Raw genomic sequence first — 22068 nt, forward strand, 5'->3', positions numbered from 1 at the left:
TCTCACAGGAACGGATTCAGGTGGAGCGCAACCTTGGCCTCCCGCAGGTTGTGCTGGACCCTGCGGATGAAGTGGACGAGCAGGTAGGCCCAGACGGAGAACGTGACGACGCTGATGACGAGCTGGACCGTCTTGCTGACGCCGATCACCATCCAGAGCGCCGTCAGGAGGAACGCCACGAACGAGAGCGGGACGAACCACTTCCAGCACAGGTTCATCATCTGGTCGATCCGGACGCGCGGCAGCGTCCAGCGGATCCAGATGACCACGAAGACGAGCGCCCAGCTCTTCAGCAGGAACAGGAAAACGCCGAGGAGCTGGAGGCCGAAGCTCCCCTCCTGCTGGGCCGGCGAGACGCCGGGGATCTGCCATCCGCCGAGGAAGAGCGCGCTCGCGATGCCGCACATCACGAAGACGTTCGCCCACTCGGCGAAGAAGAAGAAGAGGTAGCGCATCCCCGAGTACTCGGTCGAGTAGCCGGCGACGAGCTCGCTCTCCGCCTCGGGCAGGTCGAACGGCGCGCGGTTGCCCTCCGCGAGCGCGGTCGTGAAGTAGAGGAAGAACAGCGCGAACGTGATCGGGTTGCGGAAGACGAACCAGTGCCAGGGCCAGCCGCCCACGTCGAGCAGCGAGGGCCCGGCGCCGCCCTGCGCGGCGATGATGTCCTGGAGCCGCAGCGAGCCGGTCATCATCACGATGCACACGATCGCGACCGCGCCGGGGATCTCGTAGCTGATGATCTGCGCCGCCGAGCGGATGCCGCCGAGGAGCGACCACTTGTTGTTCGACGCCCAGCCGCCGGTCATCAGGCCGATCGTGACGAGCGACGTCACGGCGATGACGAAGAGGATGCCGATGTCGAGGTCGGCCGCGATGAGGTACTGCCCGAACGGCATGACCACGAACGTGGCCGACACGCCGACGAAGACGAGGTAGGGCGCGAGCCGGAAGAGCGCCCGGTCGCTCTCGGCCGGGATGACGTCCTCCTTGAGGATCGACTTGATCCCGTCGGCGATCCACACGAGGAGGCCCTGCGGCCCGGCGCGGTTCGGCCCGATGCGCGACTGCATGCGCGCCGAGACGCGGCGCTCGACCCAGGTGATGATCCCCGCGGTCGGCGCCATGAAGAGCAGGATGATCGCGGCGGCGATGCCGAGGATGATCCCGGCGCCGAGGAGATCGGTCGGGGCGCTCGCGTGGAACCCCTCGGTCGAGAGCTTGACCTCGGACGGCGCCCCGCCCCGCCGGATCCCGACCGGCGACAGCCGCTCGTGGCCGCTCGGGGCCACGTCGCCCTTCGAGAGGACCTTCACGCCCTCGAAGCTCGTGATGACGTCGCCGGCGAGGATCTGCGCGCGGCTCGCGGGGCTCCCGTCGCGCACGGAGGTCACGACGAGCCCGCCGGCGGGCGGCGACTCGGCCGCGACCTCGACGCCGAAGAACGCGAGCGCGCGCGCCCCCTCCTTCTCGCGCGCCTCGATGACGGCGCGGCGCGGGGTCGGCGGGATGAAGTCGATCGTGACGCCCCGCACCGTGCCGGAGACGGGGAGCGCGCCGTGCGCGGTCGCGGGGACCTCGACGGTCACGTCCCCGTGGAAGGTCGTGTGCACCGCGTCGTCGCCGCGGCCGGCGAAGCGCGCCTGCATCCCCTCGGAGAAGACGAGCGACACCTTGTTGCTGCTGATCTGCGCGCCGTCGATCTCGATGCTCTGGCCGGTGAGCGGCGCCTGGCCGGGGCGCCGCAGCGTCCCGCGGAACGTGACGACCGCCTCCCTCGCCTGCGCGGTGGGCAGGTTGGTCCCGAGGATCTCGATGCGGTCGCCGAGGTCGACCTCGCGCGGCACGACGTCGATGACGCTGAGGAGCTCGGGCGCCGTCCTGCTCTCGGCGCAGCCGGCCCCGCCGAGGAGGGCCAGGAGGGCCAGGAGGCACGGCAGGAAGCCGAGAGAGAGAGCTCTCCAGGGTGGAGATCCGCGCATGGCGCCGCTTATAAACCGCGCCGCCCGGGCGGTCGAGATTGCGGAGATCGGCGCGCCGACGCCGCCGCGCCCGCGCCGACGCTCGCCGCGCCCGCGCCCGCGCCCGCCGCTTCCGCGCCGCGCGGCCTCGCCCCGGCGCTTCCCTACCCGGGTTCCCCTGGCCGCGCGCCCCGGACGGGGAGGAAGTACCGGCTGCCGTCGAGCTCGTTCACCCCGACGTAGAGCTCCGCCTCGAACACGTCCTTGAGCCGGCGGTAGGTCATCACCTCCTCGATGGTGCCCTGCGCGACGAGCCGCCCGGCCTTGAGGAGCGCGACGCGGTCGGCGTACTGGGCGGCCGCGTTGAGGTCGTGCAGCACCGCGACGCAGGCGAGGCGCCGCTCGGCGACCTCGCGGCGCACGACCTCGTGGACCTCGATCGAGTGGCGGATGTCGAGGTGGGCCCCCGGCTCGTCGAGGATCAGCACCTGCGCCTCCTGCGCGAGCGCCCGCGCGATGGCGACCCGCTTCTGCTCGCCGCCGGAGAGCTCGGCCACCGGCCGCTCCGAGAGCTCCACGAGATCGCAGGCCTCGAGGGCGCGGGCGACCGCCTCCTCGTCGCGGCGGGAGGCGCGCATCCAGGCGCCCTGGTGGGGCGCGCGGCCCATCATGACGACCTCCCGCGCCGAGAACCCGGGCGCCGAGGCGATCCCCTGCGGCACGACCGCCACGCACCGCGCGATCGCCCGCCGGTCCATGCCGCCGAGCGGCCTGCCCAGCAGGGTCGCCCCGCCCCGCGCCGGCCGCAGGGCCCCCGAGAGGACCCGGACCAGCGTCGATTTGCCGGCGCCGTTCGGCCCGAGGACGGCGCAGAGCTCGCCCGCGCGCACCTCCAGGCTGATCCCCTCCAGCGCCAGCCTCCCTGTGGGATAGCTGGCCGCCACGTCTCGCAGCTCGATCGCCGGCTCCTGCACGTCGCCCAATTTATGAGTGATATCGAGTCATCTTTCCTTGCGCGAGCGATCTGTCGGTGGTCCAATCGACTCGAGGCGTAGAGGAGATGGAAACGGCGAAGGAGACCCTGGGAGGCGGCGAGGTACCGCGTCGCGTTATTAAGCGCTACTCCAATCGGAAGCTCTACGACACGAAGGACAGTCGTTACGTCACCCTGCAGCAGATCGGGGAGATGGTCCGGGCTGGCGAAGAGGTCCAGATCATCGACAACGCGACCAAGGAGGACAAGACCGAGGTCACGCTGGCGCTGATCATCTCGGAAGATCTCAAATCGCAGCCGCGCTCGGTACCGCTCGGCACGCTGCGGGATCTGATCCAGGAGCGCGGCGAGCGGCTGCTGTCGCAGCTGCGCGAGGGCCCGATCGGCCGGCTCATCCCCGGCGCGGTCCCGGGCGAGGGCGGGGCGGCGGTGCCCGGCGCGGCGCCGGCCCCCGCGCAGGAGCCGGCGGCGTCCGCGGCGCCGGGGTCGCAGCCGCCCCCGCCGCTCGACGCCGACAAGTCGAGCCACGCGAAGGGGCGCCTGAGCGGGATCGTCGAGAGCTCGAAGCAGACGCTCGATCAGTGGCAGCAGGCCGTCGACGAGCGCATCCGCGCCATCCTCCCGGGGCTCGGGCTGGTCCGCGATCTTCAGGCCGATGTCAAGCGCCTCTCGCAGCGCATTGACGAGCTGGAGGCGAAGCTCCAGGAACGCGCGGGTGAACGGGCCGAGGACGCCGCTCCTCCTCAAGCTGGCTCCGCCGCGGACGAACCCGCGGGCGAGGGACCGGGGGACGAGAGCCGGCTGGAATAGCCCTGGCCGTTCCCCTGTTGCCCCCGTCGAGCCCATGCCGTTCTTCTTCAGCAAGAAACCTGCGTCCGTAGCGCAGGACCTTTCGTTGGCCAGCTGCGAGGGGGGCCGCGCCGACGCCTTCGAGATCGAGCTGCTCGGTCATCTGGACACGCTGTACGGCGTGAGCTGCCGGATGACCAAGAGCTCGACCGAGGCGGAGGACCTGGTCCAGGACACCATCGTCAAGGCGATGCGCGCCCGGGATCAGTTCGAGCCCGGCACCAACCTCAAGGCCTGGCTGCTGCGGATCCTCACGAACACGTTCATCAACCGGTACCGCCGGGGGGGCCTCGAGCGGGGCATCTTCGACGGGCCGGACGCCGAGCCGCTCACCGACGGGTGGGTCGGGGCGACGACGATGCGCGCGATGCGCGATCCGGAGACCCAGGCGCTCACGCCCCTCATCGAGGCGGAGGTGCAGCGCGCCCTGGACGAGCTGCCCGAAGAGTTCCGCCTGGCGGTGGTGCTGTCGGACATCGAGGAGCTCTCCTACAAGGAGATCGCCGAGGCGATGGGGTGCCCGATCGGCACGGTGATGTCGCGGCTGCACCGCGGCCGCAAGCTCCTCCAGAAGACGCTGCGCGAGCACGCGGTGCTGATGGGCATCGTCAGCGACGACGCGGCGAAGGACGCGCCCGCCGACCTGGACGCGTACCGCAAGCGGAAGCGGGGTGTCGCATGAGCGCCGCGAAGTCGATCGAGAGCTGCGCGCGGTTCGACTACGCGCTGTCGGCCTACGCCGACGGCGAGCTGGATCCGGACCACGCGGTCGACCTCGAGTCCCACCTCGTCCAGTGTCCGCCGTGCTTCGAGCAGGTGAAGATGCTGCGCTCGCTGCGGACGAGCCTGAAGCGGGCGAAGCCGGCGGCGTGCCCGGACGCGCTGCGGGCGCGCATCGCCGCGGCCATGGCGCACGAGCAGGCGCGCGGCGCGGCGCGCGCGGCGGCGCAGTCGGCCGACGCGAGGCCGCGGCTCATGCACAGGGGGTACGCCGTCGCGCTCGCCGCGGCCGCGGGCGTCGCGTTCATGGTGGGCGTGACGCGGGAGCGGGCCGCCGCCCCGGCGGACACGGCCAAGGCGAGCACGAAGGCGGACGTCGAGCTCGCCCGCGCCGAGAGCGTCGAGGTCCTGCTCGACGATCTCGTCACGCAGCACGCGCAGCCGCTCCCGCCGGAGACGACCAACCCGGAGGACCTGCCGCGCTTCGATCCGTTCGTCGGCGTGCCGGTCCGCAGGCCGGAGTTCCCGTCGATGCCCGTGAACTTCATGGGCGCCCGCGTGCACACGATGCGCGATCGGCGCGCCGCGCTGCTCCAGTACATCGTGAGGGGCAACCACCGGGTGACGGTCTACCTCTTCAACTCGCGCGCGGTCCCGGTGCAGAAGGCGCAGCCGATCCTGCAGCCGCGCGTCGTGCGCGAGCGCCCCGTGTACGTGGGCAAGATCAACGGCTACTCCGTCGTCGCCGCCGAGCACAGCGGCGTCGGCTACGCGCTCGCCTCGGATCTCGGCGACGACCTCAGCACGCAGCTCGTCCTCGCCGCGATGCAGTGATCCGCCCGCGCCCGCGCGAGCGGGCGCCCCCCTCCCCTCCATTCCCCTATCCCGCGAGAGACCGCATGCGTTTCGTCTTCGTCATGGATCCGCTGAGCCGCGTGACGCACGACAAGGACACGTCGTTCGCCTTCATCCGCGCGGCGCAGGCGCGCGGCCACGAGAGCTACCACTGCCTTCCGCGCGACCTCTCGATCGAGGGCGGCGAGGCGCTCGCCTCGGCGACCCCGGTGCGCATCGGCGACGCGCCGCCGTACATCTCGCTGGATCTCGCCGCGGGCCCGCGGCGGCTCCGGCTCGCGGACGTCGACGCGATCTTCATCCGCAAGGACCCGCCGTTCGATCGCAGCTACCTGTACGCGACGCTGCTCCTGGAGCGCGCGCGGCGCTGCCCGCTCATCGTGAACGACCCCCGCGGGCTGCGCGACGCCAACGAGAAGCTCTACGCGCTGAACTTCCCCGAGTGGACGCCGAAGACGCTGGTGACGGCCGACCGCGAGCAGATCCACGCGTTCGTGCGCGCCCTCGGCGGCCTGGCGGTGATCAAGCCGCTCGACGGCGCGGGCGGCCTCGGCGTGCTGCAGATCAGCGAGCGCGACAAGAACGCGCGCGCCATCGCGGACATGATGACGAACGAGGGGCACCGCCTCGCGATGGTCCAGGAGTACCTGCCCGCCGTCGTCCAGGGCGACAAGCGCGTCCTCCTGCTCGACGGCGAGCCGCTCGGCGCGATCCTCCGGGTGCCGCGCGACGACGATCACCGCTCGAACATCCACGTCGGCGGGCGCGTCGTGTCGACGGAGCTCTCGCCGCGCGAGCTCGAGCTGGTCCGCGCGGTCGCGCCGCGCCTGCGCGCCGACGGCCTCCACTTCGTCGGCCTCGACGTCATCGGCGAGCGCCTGACCGAGGTCAACGTCACGAGCCCGACCGGCATCCAGGAGCTCGGGCGCTTCACCGGCACCGATCCCGCGGACAGGGTGATCGCCTGGGCCGAGGAGCGGGCGCGCGGCCGAGCGGCGCGCGCGTGATCCGCCGCGCGGGCGGACCCCGACCCGCGCCCGGGATCCACGGTACGCCGGGAAAGTTGGCCCGGAGGCCCCGGTTCTGCGAAGGCTCCCCCATGGGCGAGTCATTCGAGCGATGTGCCGTATGCGAGGACGGCGAGCTGGTCGAGCGGGAGGGCGGTGCGCCCGGGGATCCTCGCGCGAGGACGAGGATGGCGCGCGTGGTCATCCAGGGGCGCTCGCTGAGCCTGTGCCGGACGCACGCGGCGACCGTCGCCGCCGCGATGCCGGAGACGTTCGAGGAGATGCGCGAGCTCTTCGTGGGGCTCCAGCGCGGCGTTCAGCCGCCTCCGCGCGACGTGGCCGTCGAGCGGCGCTCTCCCATCCCGCGCCGGAACCCCGAGGACCGGCGCGTGTTCCCGCCGCGCCCGGAAGGCCGGCGGCTCGGCGGCGGGCGCCGCGCGACCGACCCGGCGGAGTGACGACGCGCGCCGATCCGCCGCGCGCAGCGAACCGCCGCGCGCGGCGTGGTAGGGTCTCGCCATGACATCCCGCAGGCGCGTCGTGATCGGGCTGGGGTCGAACCTCGGCGATCGCCTCGCCACCCTTCGCGCCGCGATCGACGCGCTCGCCGCGGATCCCGAGCTCGAATTGGTCGGCGAGTCGTCGCGCTACGAGTCGCCGCCCGCGGGCGGCCCGCCGCAGAGCGACTACGTGAACGCCGCGGCGCTCCTCGCCACGTCGCTGCCCGCGCGCCAGATCCTCGAGCGCACGCTCGCCGTGGAGCGCTCGCTCGGGCGCACGCGCCCCGATCCGGTGCGGTGGGGGCCGCGCACGATCGATCTGGATCTGCTCTGGATCGAGGGCGAGGTCGTCGCCGAGCCGGATCTCGTGGTGCCGCACCCGCGGCTCTGCGGGCGCGCCTTCGCGCTGAGGCCGCTGCTCGACGTCGCCCCCGACGCGCGCGATCCGCGCACCGCCGTCGCGTACGCCTCGCTCCCCGACGCGAGCGCGCCCATTCGCCGGCTCGATCCGAGCTGAGCGGCGCGCGGCACTCGGCGCGCCGCCGCGCGCCCTCAGCTCGAGGGCGGCGCTCCGGCGCGCGCCCGGAGGCCGACGCGGCCGCCGGCGTACGACGCCGCGGCGCCGATCGCGACCATCACCACGAGCAGCAGCGCCCACCCCAGCGCGCCCGCCGGCGCGCCCTCGGCGAGCGCGAGCGTCCACGCGAGCGCCGCGACCACGGCCCCGCTCGCGGCCGCCTCGCGCCGCCCGGCGCGACCGCCGAACCGCCCCACGAGGTAGCCGCCGGCGAGGCCGGCGAGCGCGAAGGCGATCGCGTTGAGGCCCACCATCGCGAGCCGCACCGACCCCTCCGCCGCGGCGTCTCCCGTCCGCTCGATCATCCGGCGCAGCAGCGTGTTCGCGAGCCCCGCGAGCGGCAGCCACACGATGAAGATCGCCACCGTGCCGAGCGCGATCCAGTGCCACGGCGGGCGCTCCTCGCCGTCGTCGTCGCCGCCGCCCTGCAGCACCGGCAGCCTGCGCTTCTCCGGCGAGCCCGTCGCGCCGCGGGGAGGCCCCGCGCCGGGCGCGCTCGGCGCGCCGGGCCCCGCCGTCGGGCCGCTGCCGACGACCGGGAGGCGCCGCTTCGGCCCGTCGACCATGGCGTCAGCTGGGCTTCGTGGTCGGAGGCGCCGCGGGGGCCGGAGCCTTCCGCCAGAGCCGCCGCGCTTCGTCCTGCAGGCGGACCAGCCGCCGCTGCTCCTGGATCAGGCCGCCGTAGGCGCGGGGCACCCGCGGATCCTTCGCGAGCGCGTACAGCACCTGCAGCGCCGCCTCGGCGTCGTCCGTCGCGCGGTGCGCGTTGTCCAAGGTGATCCCGAGCCGAGCGGCCATGTCGCCGAGGGCGCGGCTCTCCTCGTTCTTGTAGAGCTCACGAGCGAACGTGAGCGGGTCGATCCAGTCGACCTCCCGCCGCATGGCGGGCGGCGGCTCGCGCGGGCGCATGCCCACGCGATCGAGCTCGGCGAGCAGGAACGAGCGGTCGAAGGCGGCGTTGTACGCCGCGGGGATCGCCCCCTTGAAGCAGGCGAGGATCTCCTCCGCGACCTCGGCGAACGACGGCTTGCCCTCGACGTCCGCGTCCTTGATCCCGTGGATCGCGGTGCTCTCCGCCGGGATCGGCCGCCCCGGATGGATGAGCCAGTTGTAGCGCGTCAGGATCTCCCCGGAGCGGCCGATGACGATGCCGAGCTCGATGATGCGATCCCCCGCGGGATCGCGCCCCGTCGTCTCGACGTCGATGAAGGCGATGGGCTGGTCGATCCAGGCGCTGCCCGCGTCGATCTCGGACGCGACGCCGACGGCGCGCACCTTGAGGAGGTGCGCGATCCCAGGGTAGTGCCGGCCCGTCGGGAAACAGCCGCACGGGTCGGCGACCTTCAAGGCGTCCTCGGCTGGGCGGGCTGCACGGGCTTGGCAGGGCCGGCAGAGGCCGCGGGGCGCGCCGCGCTGCCGCTGCCGGCCGGCGCGCTGCCGCCGGCGGCGGGCGTCGCGCTGGCGGCGGGGGTCGTGCTGCCGGAGGGGGGCGCGTCGGGCGCGCCCGCCTCGGTGCCGGCCGGCTTCGGCGGCGCCGGCCGCGGCGTCTTGCCGAGGAGCTCCAGATCGAGCTTCACCCAGTCCTCGAGGTCCTGGCCCGGGTTCGTGAGGAGCTGCAGGTCGACCTCGCGGCCGTTGATGTAGATGAGCGGCGTCCCCTCGAGCCCGACCTCCTCGGCCTGCTTCTTGTCCTTCTCGATGCGCGCCTTCGTCTCGGTCGAGACGAGGTCGGCGCGGAACTTCACCGGGTCGAGCTTGAGCCGCTGCGCGTAGCGCTCGATGTCGGCCTGCTCCAGCTTGTCCTGGTTCTCGAAGAGGAGGTGGTGCATCTCCCAGAACTTGCCCTGGTTCATCGCGGCGATCGCCGCGCGCGCGGCGGGCTCGCCGTGGACGTGCGCCTGGAGCGGATAGAACTTGAAGACCAGCCGCACCTGCCCATCGAAGCGGCTCACGAGGCCCTCGAGCAGCGGCGACATGAGCCGGCAGAACGGGCACTCGAAGTCGGCCCACTCGACGATCGTGACCGGCGCGTCGGGCGGCCCCATCTCGGGCGATCCGTCGGTGGCGAGCGTCTTCACCTTGTTCGCGTCGAAGCGCATGCGGAACGCCTCCTCGCGCTCCTTCTTCGACCGGCCGTCCTTGACCTGCTTGAGCAGGAGCTGCGCGGCGGGGAGGCACGCCTTGCAGGCGCGCTGCTCCTTCACGCACTGCGCGATGTTCACGGGCGTGTCCGGGCAGGGGGAGAGGAGCTCTGAGACCTGGGCGGCCCACTCTCGACGCTCGCGGGGCGTGAGCGACGAGGTGTCCACCCCCGGAAGCGAGACCGACACCTCCTGGGGCGGGGCGGGTTTGGGCTCGCTCGAGCCCGAGTTGCCAGGACAGCCCGTGACGCCGATCGAGAGCAACGCGAGGAGCGGCGGCATCCAGCGCAGGAATGACATCGCGGCGCGAGCTTAGTCGGACCCTTTGCGAGATGCTAGCGCGGGTGTAGCGTCAAGACGTGCGGAGCGTCCTCTACCGCTTCCCGGATCTGCAGCAGTTCGAGCGAATCGTCGGCGATCCGGAGGAGGGCGACCTCGAGCTCGGGCTGCCCGCGGGGGAGATCGTCGCGGATGGCGAGTGGGTGCTCGCCGTCTTCGAGCTGGGCGAAAACCGCCGCGCGACGTCGGCCGCGGCGTGCGCTTCCGTCTCGCCCGAAGGGGCGCGGCTCACGTTCGAGCCGCGCGACTGGCGCCGCCTCGCCCACTTCGCGCGGACGGAGGCGACCCGCCCCGGCTCGATGCCCGACACCGACGCGGCGGCGCTCGTCCGCGCCGAGGCCGAGGTCCGGCCCGCCGCGCCCCCCGGCGGAAAGGGCGCCGGCGCGGTGGGCCGGGTCCCCTCGCCCACCGCGCCGCTCCGGCTGAAGGGCAAGGGCTCGCGGATCCTCGTCGTCGACGACGATCCGCAGATCCGGGAGATGCTGTCGACGATGCTCGAGGCGGTCGAGCTCGCCGTCGTCGCGGTCGCCAGCGCGGAGGAGGCGCTGGAGCGCGTCCACAGCGCGCCCTTCCACCTCGTGGTGCTCGACTGGAACCTCCCGAGGATGAACGGCATCGAGCTCTGCCGGACGCTGCGGCAGGACCCAGGGCTCCGCGATCTGCCGGTCCTCTTCCTGACGGCGAACGCCTCGTCGCAGGACATGGTCTACGCGTTCGCCAGCGGCGCCGACGACTACATGGTGAAGCCGTTCCGCGCCCCCGAGCTGGGGGCGCGGATCTTCAGCCTGCTCCGCCGGACCCGGCGCAGCGCCCCGTGAGCGGCCTCGCCGCGCCGCCGCGCCTCGCCGCGGCGCCGCTCAGAAGGCGACGTCCACGTTGAGTCAGAAGGCGACGTCCACGTTGAGGTTGAGCACGCCGATGTTCTGCGTGTAGATCCCGCCCGAGTCGGGCGCCCGCGAGCTGCCCGCCAGGCCCGCGGCGATGCTCTTCCCCGTGGTGTCCCGGCCGACGTAGAAGAGGTGCGTGTACGACGCGGCGAGGTGCAGCCGCTCCGCGACCTGGAAGCGGCCCCCCACGGAGAACGAGACATCGTGGAAATCGGTGGCCGAGGGGTCCAGGGTGTCGTCGGGGACCGCGTTGGAGTCGTAGCCGACGCCGCCGAAGACCTCGCTCGAGGGCCGCGGCCAGTAGCTAATGCCCGCGCGCACGCCGAACGTGTCGCTCCAGCGGCGGGCGATGTTCTGCACCACGCCGGCCGGGTCGGCGGCGGAGCCGTCGCTCCGGATCTCGCACGCCGCGCCCACCATGGTGAGGCACTGGTTTTCCATGGTGCTCCAGCGCGTCCAGTCGCCGAAGACCCGGAGCTCGAGGCGCTCGGCCGGAGCGAAGCGGGCGCCGAGCCGCACGATGTCGGGCAGGTCCTGGTGCAGCTCGACGTCGGTCGGGGGGCTCGAGACGCCGTTGAAGCGGTTGGTGAGCGTGCCCTCGAGGGTCTCTCCCCCCGTGACGTTCGGCCGCGACTGGTACGACGCGCCGATCCAGAGCTTCTCCGGCACCGCCTCGATGAGCGCGCCGACGCCGAAGCTGCCGTGCAGCCCGCTCACCTCGAGCAGCGAGCGCCCCTCCGTCGCAAGGAGGTTGTCGCCGGAGGCATTGCGGGCGCGGACGGTGTTCACCTGGGCCCGAATCAGGTTCCCGGAGACGCCGAGGCTGAGGCGGAGCGCCGGGATCCGGTAGGCCGCGGCGAGCGTGAAGTACATCGCCTGGAGCTCGGACTCGATGGAGTGCCAGCGCTGCACCCCGTCGACCGGCCCGGCGAGCTCGCCATGGCCCTCGAAGGCGCCGTTCGTGTCCCAGGACGCAGCGCCGCCGAAGGGCACGTAAACGCCGACGCCGAGCGCCAGGTCGCCGAGCTTGGCCGACGCGCCGAGCATCGGCGAGGCGGCCAGGTTGAGCAGGGTCGCCGACCCCGTGTTCGCCCCCGGCGCGGTCACATCATCGGACGGCGCCTGCGGGTGTGTGTAGGAGGCCGCGCGCAACGCCAGATTTCCGTCCAGGAACAGGTGAATCCCCTCGCTCTCGGCGATGCCAGCGGGGTTGTAGTAGATCGCGGTCGGATTGCTGGTGATCGGGTTGCCGTGCTCGCCGCCGAAGCGCGCGGTCGCGAAGCCGCCGGCGAACGCAGGCGCGGTCCAGACAAGGCCGCCGAGGAGGCCGACGGAGAGCGCGAGACGGTGGCGGTGGATGGGCATTGCCGGTGTTCTCGATTCTGAGGGGAGGAATGCGGCGCCTGCGACAGACCCTGCATGGTAGGGTTGCGTCCCCTGAGGGTCGCGGGATGCTCGACCCGATCGAGTGAAATGTCACCTCTCGCACGGTGTCAAATGCTTTTCTCCCGCTCCATCCGGACAACGCTCGCATCCGCCGCGCTCCCTTGCCTCGCGTCCGCCGCGCTCCTCGTCGGGTGCGCCGACCCGGAGGGCAGATTCGGTGACTTCGAAGCTCGCGATACCACCGTCCGTGAACACCAGGCGGGCGGCGGCGGCAGCGACGGGACGGGGGGCGGCGGGGAAGGCTGTCCGCCGGAGCCAGGCGCCGTCGATGGCGAGTTCTTCTTCAACCTCTCGGCGCGCATCAGCCCGCGAACCCCGATCGTCTTCGTGGCCGACCTGACCACCGAGGCGAGCGACGACGGACTGAGCTTCTCGATGACCTTCCAGCCGCTCGAGGCCGCCGATCGCCGGACGCCCACCGGTCCGTCGGTCGACGTGGGCCCCTTCGCGCTGTCCGAGGACGGGACGTTCGCCGCGGAGCTGCCCACGATCGTCGTGCCGGGCAACGCCAACCCGATCTCGGGCGGCGAGCTCGAGGCCACCATCACGCTGTCGGGCACGCTCTGCGCGCCCGCCGACTTCGTGTGCGGCGCCGTGACCGGCACCGTGGCGAGGCCGATCAGCCTGGACCTCAAGGGCTCGACCTTCGCCATGGAGCGCATCACCGATCCGAGCAGCTACCCGGCGGCGGTCATCAACTGCAAGAAGGACCCGGCGCGCCCGCTCTAGGCCATCTGGGTCGCGCTACGCCACGGCCTCGGTCACGGCGGCGCCCTCGAGCTCGATCAACGAGATCTCGGACGGCGCGCCGACGCGCATCGGCGGACCCCAGTAGCCCGTCCCGCGGCTCACGTAGATCTGGCTCTCGCCGTGCGAGGACAGGCCGGCCACGTAAGGCTGGTCGAGCCGCACGAAGAGGCCCCAGGGGAAGATCTGGCCGCCGTGGGTATGGCCGCTGAGCTGGAGGCCCACCCCCCGCTCCGCGGCGTCGAGGATCTGCTTGGGCTGGTGCGCGAGCAGCACGAGCTCGCGCGAAGGGTCGCGCCCCGCGAGCGCGCGGCCGAGATCCGGGCCGTGGCCGCGGCCCATGCCGCGCGCGCTCCAGTCGTCGACGCCGGCCAGATCGAAGCTGTGGTCGCCGTCGCCGATCGAGACGCGCTCGTTGCGGAGCACCCTCACCCCGAGCCGGCCGAGCTCCGCGATCCACGCCTCGACGCCGGAGTAATACTCGTGGTTGCCCGTCACGAAGAAGACGCCGTGCCTGGCGCGCAGCGCGGCGAGCGGCGCGGTGTGCTCGCGGAGCTCCTCCACCGAGCCGTCGACGAGATCGCCCGTGATCGCGATGAGATCCGGCTCGAGGGCGTTCACCCGCGCGACGACGCGCTCGAGCCACGCGCGCCCGATCGTGGGGCCGATGTGAAGGTCGGTGAGCTGGACGATCCGGAAGCCGGACATGGCCGCGGGGAGGCGGCGGAGGCGGACGCGCACCGGGCGGACGGCGACCTCGCCGAGGGCGCTCGCGGCGCCGGCGACGCCGAAGCCCACGGCCAGCGCGCCGGCCGTGCCGGCGATGGCGCGGGAGAGGAACGTGCGGCGGTCGCCGTCGAGCGGCTGGTTCAGGAGCGCGGTGACGCCGTGGGCGCCGAGGCGAACGACCTCCGAGGTGAGCAGGAGAAAGAAGAGCAGGACGGCGAGCCCGACCCACGTGTAGACGACGCCGGCGACGACACCGCCGATGTGCCGGGGCAGCGCGCGGCTCAGAAAGAGGCCGAGCGGCACCAGCGACGCGAGCACCACCAGGGCGACGCTGCCGATGCGCTGCCAGAGCGGGCCGAGCTCGGGCGCGCGGATCAGGCGCTGCCAGAGGTAGTAGTGAACGCCGGCCACGATGGCGCTGAAGATGCCGATGAAAAGAACGAAGGAGAGGAGGGGGCGCTGCACGCGTCCAGCATGACCACGGCTGGACGCGCCCGCCGCTCCGATTCACGCCGGAGCGCGGCGCGCCAACATTTTTTCACGAAGCGACCCCGGCCGGTCCGCGGCGCGACCCCGACCGGCCGCAGCTACATCGTGCTGACGCACACGCCGAACCCGGGGGGGTAGACCGTGCTGCCGCCCTGGCACTTGGCGTTCGCGCCGCAGTCCTGCGATCGTCCGTCGATCCGGCAGAGCTGCTTGCACTGGTTCGTCAGCATCGAGCACACGAAGCCGGGCGCGCACGGGCAAGGGTCGTCGGCGCGCCCGTCGCCGGGCACGACGCAGCTCGTCGTGCCGTCCTCGCGGACGATCGTGCAGGTCAGGCCCGCCGGGCACACGCTGTCGTCGAGGAGCTCGCAGCTCGTCGCGGGGACGCAGACCGGGATGGTGACCGGGGTGTTCCCCTCGGCGAGCGACTCGGCCATCGATCGCTCTTCGCAGTACGTGCCCGGCGCGCAGCTCTCGACGTTGCCGCAGCAGTACTGCCGGCACACCCCGCCCTGCCCGTCGGCCGCCGCGCACCCCAGCCCCGCAGCGCAGTCCATGCCGCGGTGGCACGGGCCGCCCGCCGCGTAGCGGCCCACCGGCCGGCAGCTCGGGATCGCGTCGCCTTCGCCGAGCACGAGCTGGCAATGCAGCGGCTGCGCCGTGGTGCCCCCCGTTCCGGACCCGTCACCGCTGCTGGACGAGCACTCGGTCGGATCGCCCCCCGGCGTGCAGCCGTCGCCGCACAGGTGCGCGAAGCGCGTGTAGGGGTCCGGCGACGCCGTTGGCCCCGGGATATCGACGCTCTCGTCCACGGCGCCGCCGCCGCCATCGAACGGAGGGGTGCCGCCCGATCCGGCCGTCGCGGCCGACCCGCCCCCGTCCCCGTATCCCGAGTTGAACCCGCCATACCCCCCATCATCGCTGGACACCTCGCCGGAGGAAGCGGCGTCCGACATCCCGCACGCGGAGACCGCAAACGCCGAGATCGCGGCGAGACCGACAACCAGAAGGGCGCGGGGGGAGCTCATTCCAGGGGCACGAGAAAAGGACAAGCAGAGCGAGCTTATCATGTCGTCCTCGGGTATCCACAGAATGTGCCGTCCCGGGGTGTGCTCTCCAGGACGCAGGAGCCCCCGTGGACGCGACGTCGGGGCGCATGTTCGAGCGCATGTTCCGCGCGCGCGCCGGGCGCGGGTGCGCCTCGGCCGCCGGCGCTCCTGGCGCAAGCATGACGCCCATGTCGCGCCGAGCGCTGCGATGGCGATCGGCGAGGGCGGCATGGGACGGCGGCTACCGCGCCTCGATGTCGCGGGTGACCACGTTGCCCGCGCTGTCGTAGGCGCGCACCGCGAGCAGGTGAGATCCAGGCGGCACGAGGGCGCTGAGGTCCGCCTCGAACGGCTCCACCGGCTCGTCGAAGATGCCGTCGGTCGGGAAGATGGGCCGCCACTCCTCCAGGCCGGCGATCGAGACCTCGACGCGCGCGACCGGGCCGAGGCCGTCCGCCACCTCGCCGGTGAGCCGGCGCCCCTGCAGCGACAGCGCCCGGAACACCGGCGGCGTGTTGTCGACGAGGACGGTGCCCGACTCGAGGCTATGGCGCTGGGTGCGCTCGGGCGGGTTCGCCAGCTCGTCGCTCGCCTCGACGAGGATGCGGTACTCGCCCTCGGGGAGCGCGGTCGTGTCCCACACGTGCTCGGCGCGCGTCACCTTCTCGCCCGGCTTGAGCATGCTGCGCCAGGTCGACTGGCCCTCCATGCGGTACGAAAGGCGATAACGCAGGTCGTCCTGATCGGGGTTGTCGACCTTCCACGTCAGCTGGAGCGCGCTCACCGGCTTGGGCGCCTCCCCGCCGGACGGCGGGAGGTTCGTGCGAGGGGGCTTGGTCTGGCCCTTGGGCGCCGCCTCGATCGAGGTGACCACGGCGCGCGCGTTGTCGGTCACGAACGAGAGCTTCACCTCGCGGAGCGCGGCGCCCGGATCCCGGCTCCAGCGCGCGCGGATCTGGACGAAGCGCGCCGGCGGGCTCTTCGTGTCCCCCGGCGCGGCGAGCGCCGGGGACCACGGGCTCCAGGTGCTGTCCGGCGTGTCGGTGTTCCCGCTGCGCGTCTCGAGCTCCAGCGCGCCGTCGGAGCGCCACGTGAGGCGCCCGAACGCGGCCCGCAGCCCGGCGTCGAGCACCTTGCTCGTCCACACCGCCTCGGCGCCGCCGACGCCCTTCACCTCGTGGAAGACGGCGGGGTCGGTGGTCGCGACGAACCTGCGCTTCCCGGCCATCACGAAGGCGCCGACCTGGCGCTCGTCGGTGTCGGCGACGAGCCGCGCCACGTGGTTGTCGCTCACGGTGTAGAGCTGGCCCTCGGCGCCGGTCCCGACGTAGGGCATGAGGTCGTCGCCGAGGCCGAGCGAGACGTAGTGCGTGTCGTCGTCGCTCATCATCTTCTCCGCGACGCCGCTCCGATCGAAGCGCACGAGCACGCCCTTGCCGGGCTTCGGCGCCCGCGTCGGCTGCGGGGTCGGCGGCCCGCTCCGGTTGCGCCTCGGGGCGGCGAACGCCTCGGCGTACTTGTTGGCGATGGCGTAGACCGCGCCGCCCTTCGCGCCCGGCGCGATCGCGATCGCCTTCACGTCGTCCGCGTCGAAGTCGTGGAGCACGGTCGCGCGGCCGGGCGCCGTGAGCTTGTAGAGGAGCGCCTTGCCGTTCGAGCCGGCGTAGACGGCGCCGTCGTCCGCGACCGCGACGCTCACGAGGTGCGGCTCGTCGCTGTCGAAGTACACCTGGGCCTTGCCCGCGGCGTCGACGCGGAACAGCCTGCCCTCGGAGCCGGTCGCGGCGTAGAGCGCCTTCGCCTTCGGGTCGTAGGCGAGCCCCCACACGTCCTCGGTCTGCGGGAGCTCGGCGAAGAGCTGGGCCGGGCCGCCGTTGCCGGCGCCGCGCGGCAAGCGGTAGAGCTTGCCCTCGGGGAACGTGCCGGCGATGACGTCGCCGCCTTCCGCGAGCGCGAGCGCGCTGACCGCCATCTGCCCGGTCGTCGCCGCGAGCGTCACCCGGCCGCCCGAGACGCTGTAGATCTTCCCCTCGTTGCCCGTGCCGAGCAGCACGGTGCCGTCGGGCAGCACCACGGAGCTCCAGACGGACGTCGCGTCCGGTAGCGGCGTCGCGCCGAGCGTCAGCCCGGCGCGCACGATGCCGTTCGAGTCCACGCTGACGCCGGTGAGATCTCCGCCCTTGAGGTCCTCGAGCGACTTGAGCTCGAAGCTGCGCGTGCCGACCGCGTGGGCCGGGAGCGCCACGAGCCCCGCGGCGGCGAGGACGGCCGCGAGCAGCCGGCGCGGCGAGGAGAGGGCGTGAGGGCGAGACGAAAGGGGACGGGCAGAAGAGCGCTCTGTGCTCATGGGTCGCAGGGAAAGGAGGGGGTCAGGGCGGAGAGGAGGGAGGCGGGCGGCCGCGCGGTCAGCGAAGGATAGGCCGAACCTTGACGCTCACGGTGTCTTTCCCGACCATAAACCGCTTGAGGGAGATCGGCACCTGCACCTGCGCGCCGAAGGCCTCGGGCGCGTCGGAGTCGGAGCTCGGGCGCAGCGTGTCCATCGCGCCCGGGGGGAGCCTCGAGGCGACCTTGCCGCGGTACGCCGCGCCGTTCTCCCGGAGCTTGAACGTGGCGACGACGCTCTCCGCGTCGTGGTTCTGGAGCGGCAGCATCGCCACGAGCTCGGCGACGTTGTTGGGGGTCGCCATCGGGCGCTCGACCTCGTACCCGGGCGAGAGCTCGATCTCCACCTGGCCGCCGGCGAGCTCGCGCGGGATCGGCACCTCGATGACGCGCGACTCCAGGGGGCCCTGGTGGGGCTGGAGATCCAGGCGGATGCGCGCGGGCGCGCCCGCGTCGATCTCGGGCTCGAGCACCTTGGCGCCGCGCAGGAGGACGACCTCGCGGTCGAACGTGACCTTCACGCGGGTGTCGACGCGCTCGATCGCGACCTCCTCCCACGGGTTGTTGAGGAGCGCCCCCATCGACCGGACGAGCCGGCTGCGGACGAAGTCGTCGGAGGTGAGCGGGGCGCCGTTGCCGGCGCCGAAGTCGACGAGCGAGATCGTGCCGTAGCGCCCGATCTTCAGCTGGCTCACGGCGCGCCAGGTCATGTCCCGCCGCTCGGCCGTGGTCGCCTCGACGGCGTTGCCGAGCGCCATCGACACGAAGGAGGGCGCGAGGAACTGGTCGTGCGCGACCTCCACGTTCCACGTCGGGTGCGGGGCGCCGTTCACGCCGTCGATCTGGACGCGCATCGGGAAGACCGGCGCCTTGGCCGCGCTGTCGACGACGATCGCGGCCTGCCGATCGTTGACCAGCGAGCCGACCGTGCGCACCGCCTCGCCGATCTTGAAGCTGCGGTTCTGGCTCGCGAGGATCCAGTGGACCTGGGCGATCGCGGTGGGGAGGTTCGTGACGCCGCCGTTCATCATCGGGTGGCCGAACGCGACGAGCTTGTCGCCGGACACGCGCGTGACCGTGCCGATGCCCATGGCGGAGATGTCGCCGCGCACGAGCTCGACGCCGATCGCGCCGCCGTCGACGTACTTGGTCGGCGCGCCCGGATCGGGGTTCGCGGACGAGCCGCCGCCGGCCTGCATCGGCTCGAGCCCCATGGGGCCGAGCAGGTCGCTGGCGATGCGCAGCGACGTGCCGCCGAGCCCGCCGAGCATCACCGGCGTCGAGGCGCGCGCGAGGCTCGTCGCCTCGGGCGGGGCGAGCGCCGGCGCGACGCGCGCGGCGAGCTGGCTGGCGTGGCCGGCGAGATCGTAGGCGTCGACGGGCCCCGCGAAGCCGCGGCCCCCGTGCAGGCGGGCCGGCGCGGCGGCCCGGGGCGGCGCGTTGCCGCGCGGCGCGCCGCCGATGGCGCTCACCGGGGCGGGCAGCGGGCCGCCGACCTTCGGGGCGATCGACCGCGGGAGCGGCCGCGCGAGCTCGTCGAGCATCGATTTGATCGGGGTGACGCCGGCGATCGCCTCGGCGCCGAAGAGCCAGCCGTACGCGTAGGCGCCGATCATCTTGCCGTTCAGGTAGATCGGGCTGCCGCTCATCCCGGCCACGGTGCGGGCGATCTCGAGGCGCGGGTGCTGGGTCTTGATGAGGATGAGGTCCTGGTTCGGGCGGAAATTGCGGAGGGTGGAGATGACCTCGACGTCGAACTTCTCGGGCGTGGTGCCGGAGAAGACGGTGAGGCCGTATCCCTTCATTCCCGGCTTCACCTCGGCGACCGGCAGCGTGTCGGGCGGGGTGGAGATCGCGTGCGCCGCGCCGAGGCCGACAGCGACGCTGCACGCGGCGCCGGCGAGCAGGCTCATGGGGATGAGGCGCCCCTCGCGCTCGACGAGGGCGCGCGCCGCGCCGGCGATCGCCGACCCGAAGCGGGTCGCGAGGGGGACGGCGCGCGCGGCGAGGAAGGAATCCGGACGAAAACACGGGATGTCGCGCAGGGGCACGGGCCAAGCTTAGCCCGGATTTGCAAGCGCGACAGAGCCGGGGCGCGCGGCGCGCGGGAGGGGCGCCGGGCCGCCCTCTCCACGTTCCTGCGTCGCTGATTTCCAGGGGCGTGGCGCGCCGGCGACGCTAGGCTTCGCCCCGTGAAGGATATCGCGGCGACCGCGACGCTCATCCTGGCGTTCGCCACCTGGGTCACCACCCACGTCGCGCTGGCAGCGCGGCTCATGCTCCGCAGCGCGCCTCGATGGCGCGGGCTCGTCGCGCTCGTGGTGCCGCCGCTCGCGCCGATGTACGGGTTTCGGCAGGGGTGGCGCCGGATGAGCACCCTGTGGCTGGTGTGGCTCATCGTGTACGTGCTCGCGCTCCTCGTCGCGCGGGCGTGATGAGGGCGGCGTGATCGCGGACGAAATGGCTGGAATGACGGCGAAGCGGCGCCCGGGCGCGCCGCCCGCGCTCGTCGTGGGCACGATGAACTTCGGCGGCCGCACGCCGCCCGAGGAGGCCGAGCGCATCGTGGGCCGCGCGCTCGAGCGCGGGATCGCCGCGTTCGACACGGCCAACCTCTACCAGGACGGCGCGTCCGAGCGGATCCTCGGCCGGGCGCTGCGCGGCCGCCGGGCCGAGGCGCAGATCGCCACCAAGGTCGGCCTCCGCCGGGTCCGGGGCAAGGCCGAGGGGCTCGGGCGCGCGCAGGTGATCCGCGCCGTCGAGGAGAGCCTCGGGCGCCTCGGCACCGACCGCGTCGACGTCTGCTACCTCCACGCGCCGGACCCGGAGACGCCCGTCGAGGAGACGCTCGCGGCGATCGACGCGCTGCTGGAGCAGGGGAAGATCCTGCGCTTCGGGGTCAGCAACCACGCCTCGTGGCAGATCCTGGAGATCATCGCGCGCCGCGACGCCGAGGGGAAGGCGCGCCCCGCGGTCTCGCAGGTGCTCTACAACGCGCTGATCCGCCAGCTCGACCTCGAGTACGCCGCGTTCGCGCGGCGGTATTCGGTGCCCACCGCGGTGTACAACCCGCTCGCGGGCGGGCTCCTGACCGGGCGGCACGCGGGGCCGGACGCGGCGCAGGCGGGCTCGCGCTTCGAGGGCAACCGCCTCTACCAGCGCCGGTACTGGAGCGCGCGGATGTTCGAGCTCGCCGCCGGCTACGCGGCCGTGGCCGCCGACGAGGGGATGAGCCTGCTCGCGCTGTCGTACGCCTGGCTCGCGGGGCGCGAGGTAGTCGACTCCGTCCTGGTCGGCCCGACTCTGGCCGAGCACCTCGACGCGGCCGCCGACGCGATGGCGCGCCCGCTCTCGCCGGAGGCGGCGCGGCGCATGGACGCGCTCTACCGCGATCACCTGGGCACCGACGCGAGCTACGCGCGATGAGCGACGGCACGACGAGCGATCGCGCCGCGAGCGACGGCGTCACGAGCGGCCGCGCGGGCGACTTCCTGCTGCCCGAGGCCAGGGCGCTCGACCTCGCGGGCCCTCTCGCCGACTACGCCGCGCGCGGGTACGCCCGGCTCGGGCGCGTGATGACCGACGCGGGGCTCGCCGCGCTCCGCGCGCGCTCGGACGACCTGATGCTCGGGCGCGTGACGTACCCTGGGCTCTTCTTCCAGCACGACGCCGCGTCCGGACGCTACGAGGACCTGCCCTACGGCAAGGGCTACGAGGGGCCGAGCACGTCGTACCGGAAGCTCGAGAAGCTCGAGAAGGACCCGCTGTTCCTCGCCTGGATCGAGAACCCGCTCTTCGAGCGGATCGCGCGCTCGCTCATCCACGGGGAGATCTCGATCTACCGGGCCGTGCTCTTCAACAAGGCCGCGTCCGGCGGGACGCCGCTGCCCTGGCACCAGGACGGCGGCAGCTACTGGGGGCTCGATCGCGACCCCGAGCTGCAGATCTGGACGGCGCTCGACGACGCCCCCGCGGACGGCGGCTGCGTGGAGGTGCTGGAAGGCAGCCACCTCGGCGGGCTCGCGACGCCGCTCGGCGGCGTCGTCCCGGGCGCGGTCGTGCGCGCCGCCGACGCCGACGCCCGCAAGATCGCGCTGCCGGCGGCCGCGGGCGAGGCCCTGCTGATCCACAACTACCTCTGGCATTGCTCCGGGGCGAACCGGAGCGGCCGGCCGCGGCGGGCCGTCACCGTCTGTTACATGAGCAGGGCGACCCGCTGCCTCAGGAAGAAAAGGGCGCCGCGCGCGTTCACCCCGGTGTTCTGAGCTCCCCGCGGTACGGCGGGCGCGGCGGCCGCGGCGGCCCCTCCCCGACCGGCCGCCCTCCCCCCGGCGCGCGCTTCGCCTGATGTTTCCGCTCCTTTTTCGATCCAGCGCCGGGCCGGCGCCGCCCGCGC

21 protein-coding genes are annotated in these 22068 nt (G+C 73.0%); 11 read left to right on the forward strand and 10 right to left on the reverse strand.

All coding sequences use genetic code 11. The features are described from left to right. Positions 1-2 precede the first annotated feature (2 nt). Together nuoH and WMF33_RS42080 are read right to left on the reverse strand one after the other, a co-directional pair. Positions 3-1979, reverse strand: coding sequence for an NADH-quinone oxidoreductase subunit NuoH (nuoH, locus tag WMF33_RS42075; RefSeq protein ID WP_437333864.1), 1977 nt, complete (start codon positions 1977-1979; stop codon positions 3-5). 143 nt (positions 1980-2122) lie between these two features. Next, positions 2123-2932: an ABC transporter ATP-binding protein gene (locus tag WMF33_RS42080; protein ID WP_437333865.1), complete on the reverse strand. Its 810-nt coding sequence runs from the start codon at positions 2930-2932 to the stop codon at positions 2123-2125. 86 nt (positions 2933-3018) lie between these two features. Between WMF33_RS42080 and WMF33_RS42085 the strand changes: the two genes are divergently transcribed. The 6 genes from WMF33_RS42085 (at position 3019) to folK (ending at position 7400) form a co-directional block, all read left to right on the forward strand. Then, positions 3019-3762 (forward strand): polyhydroxyalkanoate synthesis regulator DNA-binding domain-containing protein, encoded by a 744-nt coding sequence (locus tag WMF33_RS42085; protein WP_437333866.1) that lies wholly within the window; start codon positions 3019-3021, stop codon positions 3760-3762. Between the two features lie 85 nt (positions 3763-3847). Further along, positions 3848-4483, forward strand: a complete 636-nt coding sequence (locus WMF33_RS42090; RefSeq protein WP_437333867.1) for a sigma-70 family RNA polymerase sigma factor — start codon at positions 3848-3850, stop codon at positions 4481-4483. Next, positions 4480-5355, forward strand: a complete 876-nt coding sequence (locus tag WMF33_RS42095) for an anti-sigma factor family protein (protein WP_437333868.1) — start codon at positions 4480-4482, stop codon at positions 5353-5355. The genes WMF33_RS42090 and WMF33_RS42095 overlap by 4 nt, the downstream gene beginning before the upstream one ends. A 65-nt stretch (positions 5356-5420) precedes the next feature. Next, a complete protein-coding gene (gshB, locus tag WMF33_RS42100) occupies positions 5421-6383 on the forward strand; it encodes a glutathione synthase (protein WP_437333869.1) in 963 nt (320 codons plus the stop codon). 92 nt (positions 6384-6475) lie between these two features. Then, on the forward strand, positions 6476-6841 hold the full coding sequence (locus tag WMF33_RS42105; protein WP_061623838.1) for a hypothetical protein: 366 nt from the start codon (positions 6476-6478) through the stop codon (positions 6839-6841). Between the two features lie 61 nt (positions 6842-6902). Next, on the forward strand, positions 6903-7400 hold the full coding sequence (gene folK / locus WMF33_RS42110; RefSeq protein ID WP_061623837.1) for a 2-amino-4-hydroxy-6-hydroxymethyldihydropteridine diphosphokinase: 498 nt from the start codon (positions 6903-6905) through the stop codon (positions 7398-7400). 35 nt (positions 7401-7435) lie between these two features. On the opposite strand, the gene WMF33_RS42115 is transcribed toward folK, so the two are convergent. The 3 genes from WMF33_RS42115 to WMF33_RS42125 are packed head-to-tail and all read right to left on the reverse strand — an operon-like array spanning position 7436 to position 9901. Continuing rightward, on the reverse strand, positions 7436-8026 hold the full coding sequence (locus tag WMF33_RS42115; protein WP_437333870.1) for a hypothetical protein: 591 nt from the start codon (positions 8024-8026) through the stop codon (positions 7436-7438). Between the two features lie 4 nt (positions 8027-8030). After that, positions 8031-8807: a 3'-5' exonuclease gene (locus tag WMF33_RS42120; protein WP_437333871.1), complete on the reverse strand. Its 777-nt coding sequence runs from the start codon at positions 8805-8807 to the stop codon at positions 8031-8033. Continuing rightward, on the reverse strand, positions 8804-9901 hold the full coding sequence (locus WMF33_RS42125; protein ID WP_437333872.1) for a thioredoxin domain-containing protein: 1098 nt from the start codon (positions 9899-9901) through the stop codon (positions 8804-8806). Before WMF33_RS42125 ends, WMF33_RS42120 begins: the two co-directional genes overlap by 4 nt. Before the next feature lie 59 nt (positions 9902-9960). Here WMF33_RS42125 and WMF33_RS42130 point away from each other — a divergent pair, with 59 nt between their 5' ends. Then, entirely contained in the window at positions 9961-10758 is a 798-nt protein-coding gene (locus WMF33_RS42130) for a response regulator transcription factor (RefSeq protein WP_437333873.1), read from the forward strand. Between the two features lie 63 nt (positions 10759-10821). On the opposite strand, the gene WMF33_RS42135 is transcribed toward WMF33_RS42130, so the two are convergent. Further along, positions 10822-12192 carry an OmpP1/FadL family transporter gene (locus WMF33_RS42135; protein WP_437333874.1) on the reverse strand — a complete coding sequence of 457 codons (1371 nt, stop codon included), beginning with the start codon at positions 12190-12192 and terminating at the stop codon, positions 10822-10824. A gap of 132 nt (positions 12193-12324) precedes the next feature. Between WMF33_RS42135 and WMF33_RS42140 the strand changes: the two genes are divergently transcribed. Then, positions 12325-13002 carry a hypothetical protein gene (locus WMF33_RS42140; protein WP_437333875.1) on the forward strand — a complete coding sequence of 226 codons (678 nt, stop codon included), beginning with the start codon at positions 12325-12327 and terminating at the stop codon, positions 13000-13002. A gap of 15 nt (positions 13003-13017) precedes the next feature. Here the strand turns inward: WMF33_RS42140 and WMF33_RS42145 are convergent, their stop codons facing one another. The 4 genes from WMF33_RS42145 to WMF33_RS42160 form a co-directional block, all read right to left on the reverse strand. Next, complete coding sequence (locus WMF33_RS42145; protein ID WP_437333876.1) at positions 13018-14214, reverse strand: metallophosphoesterase; 1197 nt, start codon at positions 14212-14214, stop codon at positions 13018-13020. 122 nt (positions 14215-14336) lie between these two features. Further along, positions 14337-15194, reverse strand: a complete 858-nt coding sequence (locus WMF33_RS42150) for a hypothetical protein (protein ID WP_437333877.1) — start codon at positions 15192-15194, stop codon at positions 14337-14339. Positions 15195-15528: 334 nt separating this feature from the next. After that, complete coding sequence (locus WMF33_RS42155) at positions 15529-17634, reverse strand: hypothetical protein (RefSeq protein WP_437333878.1); 2106 nt, start codon at positions 17632-17634, stop codon at positions 15529-15531. A 58-nt stretch (positions 17635-17692) separates the two neighbouring features. Then, a complete protein-coding gene (locus WMF33_RS42160) occupies positions 17693-19723 on the reverse strand; it encodes a SpoIVB peptidase S55 domain-containing protein (protein WP_437333879.1) in 2031 nt (676 codons plus the stop codon). A 141-nt stretch (positions 19724-19864) separates the two neighbouring features. Between WMF33_RS42160 and WMF33_RS42165 the strand changes: the two genes are divergently transcribed. Genes WMF33_RS42165 through WMF33_RS42175 form a run of 3 tightly spaced genes read left to right on the forward strand, consistent with a single transcriptional unit; the run spans position 19865 to position 21937 of the window. Continuing rightward, entirely contained in the window at positions 19865-20107 is a 243-nt protein-coding gene (locus tag WMF33_RS42165) for a hypothetical protein (RefSeq protein ID WP_061629779.1), read from the forward strand. Between the two features lie 10 nt (positions 20108-20117). After that, entirely contained in the window at positions 20118-21098 is a 981-nt protein-coding gene (locus WMF33_RS42170; protein WP_437333880.1) for an aldo/keto reductase, read from the forward strand. Further along, positions 21095-21937 carry a phytanoyl-CoA dioxygenase family protein gene (locus tag WMF33_RS42175; RefSeq protein WP_437333881.1) on the forward strand — a complete coding sequence of 281 codons (843 nt, stop codon included), beginning with the start codon at positions 21095-21097 and terminating at the stop codon, positions 21935-21937. The genes WMF33_RS42170 and WMF33_RS42175 overlap by 4 nt, the downstream gene beginning before the upstream one ends. The last annotated feature ends 131 nt before the right edge of the window (positions 21938-22068 follow it).

The sequence above is a fragment of the Sorangium sp. So ce394 genome, from assembly GCF_051474665.1.
Taxonomy (GTDB): Bacteria; Myxococcota_A; Polyangia; order Polyangiales; family Polyangiaceae; genus Sorangium; species Sorangium cellulosum_D.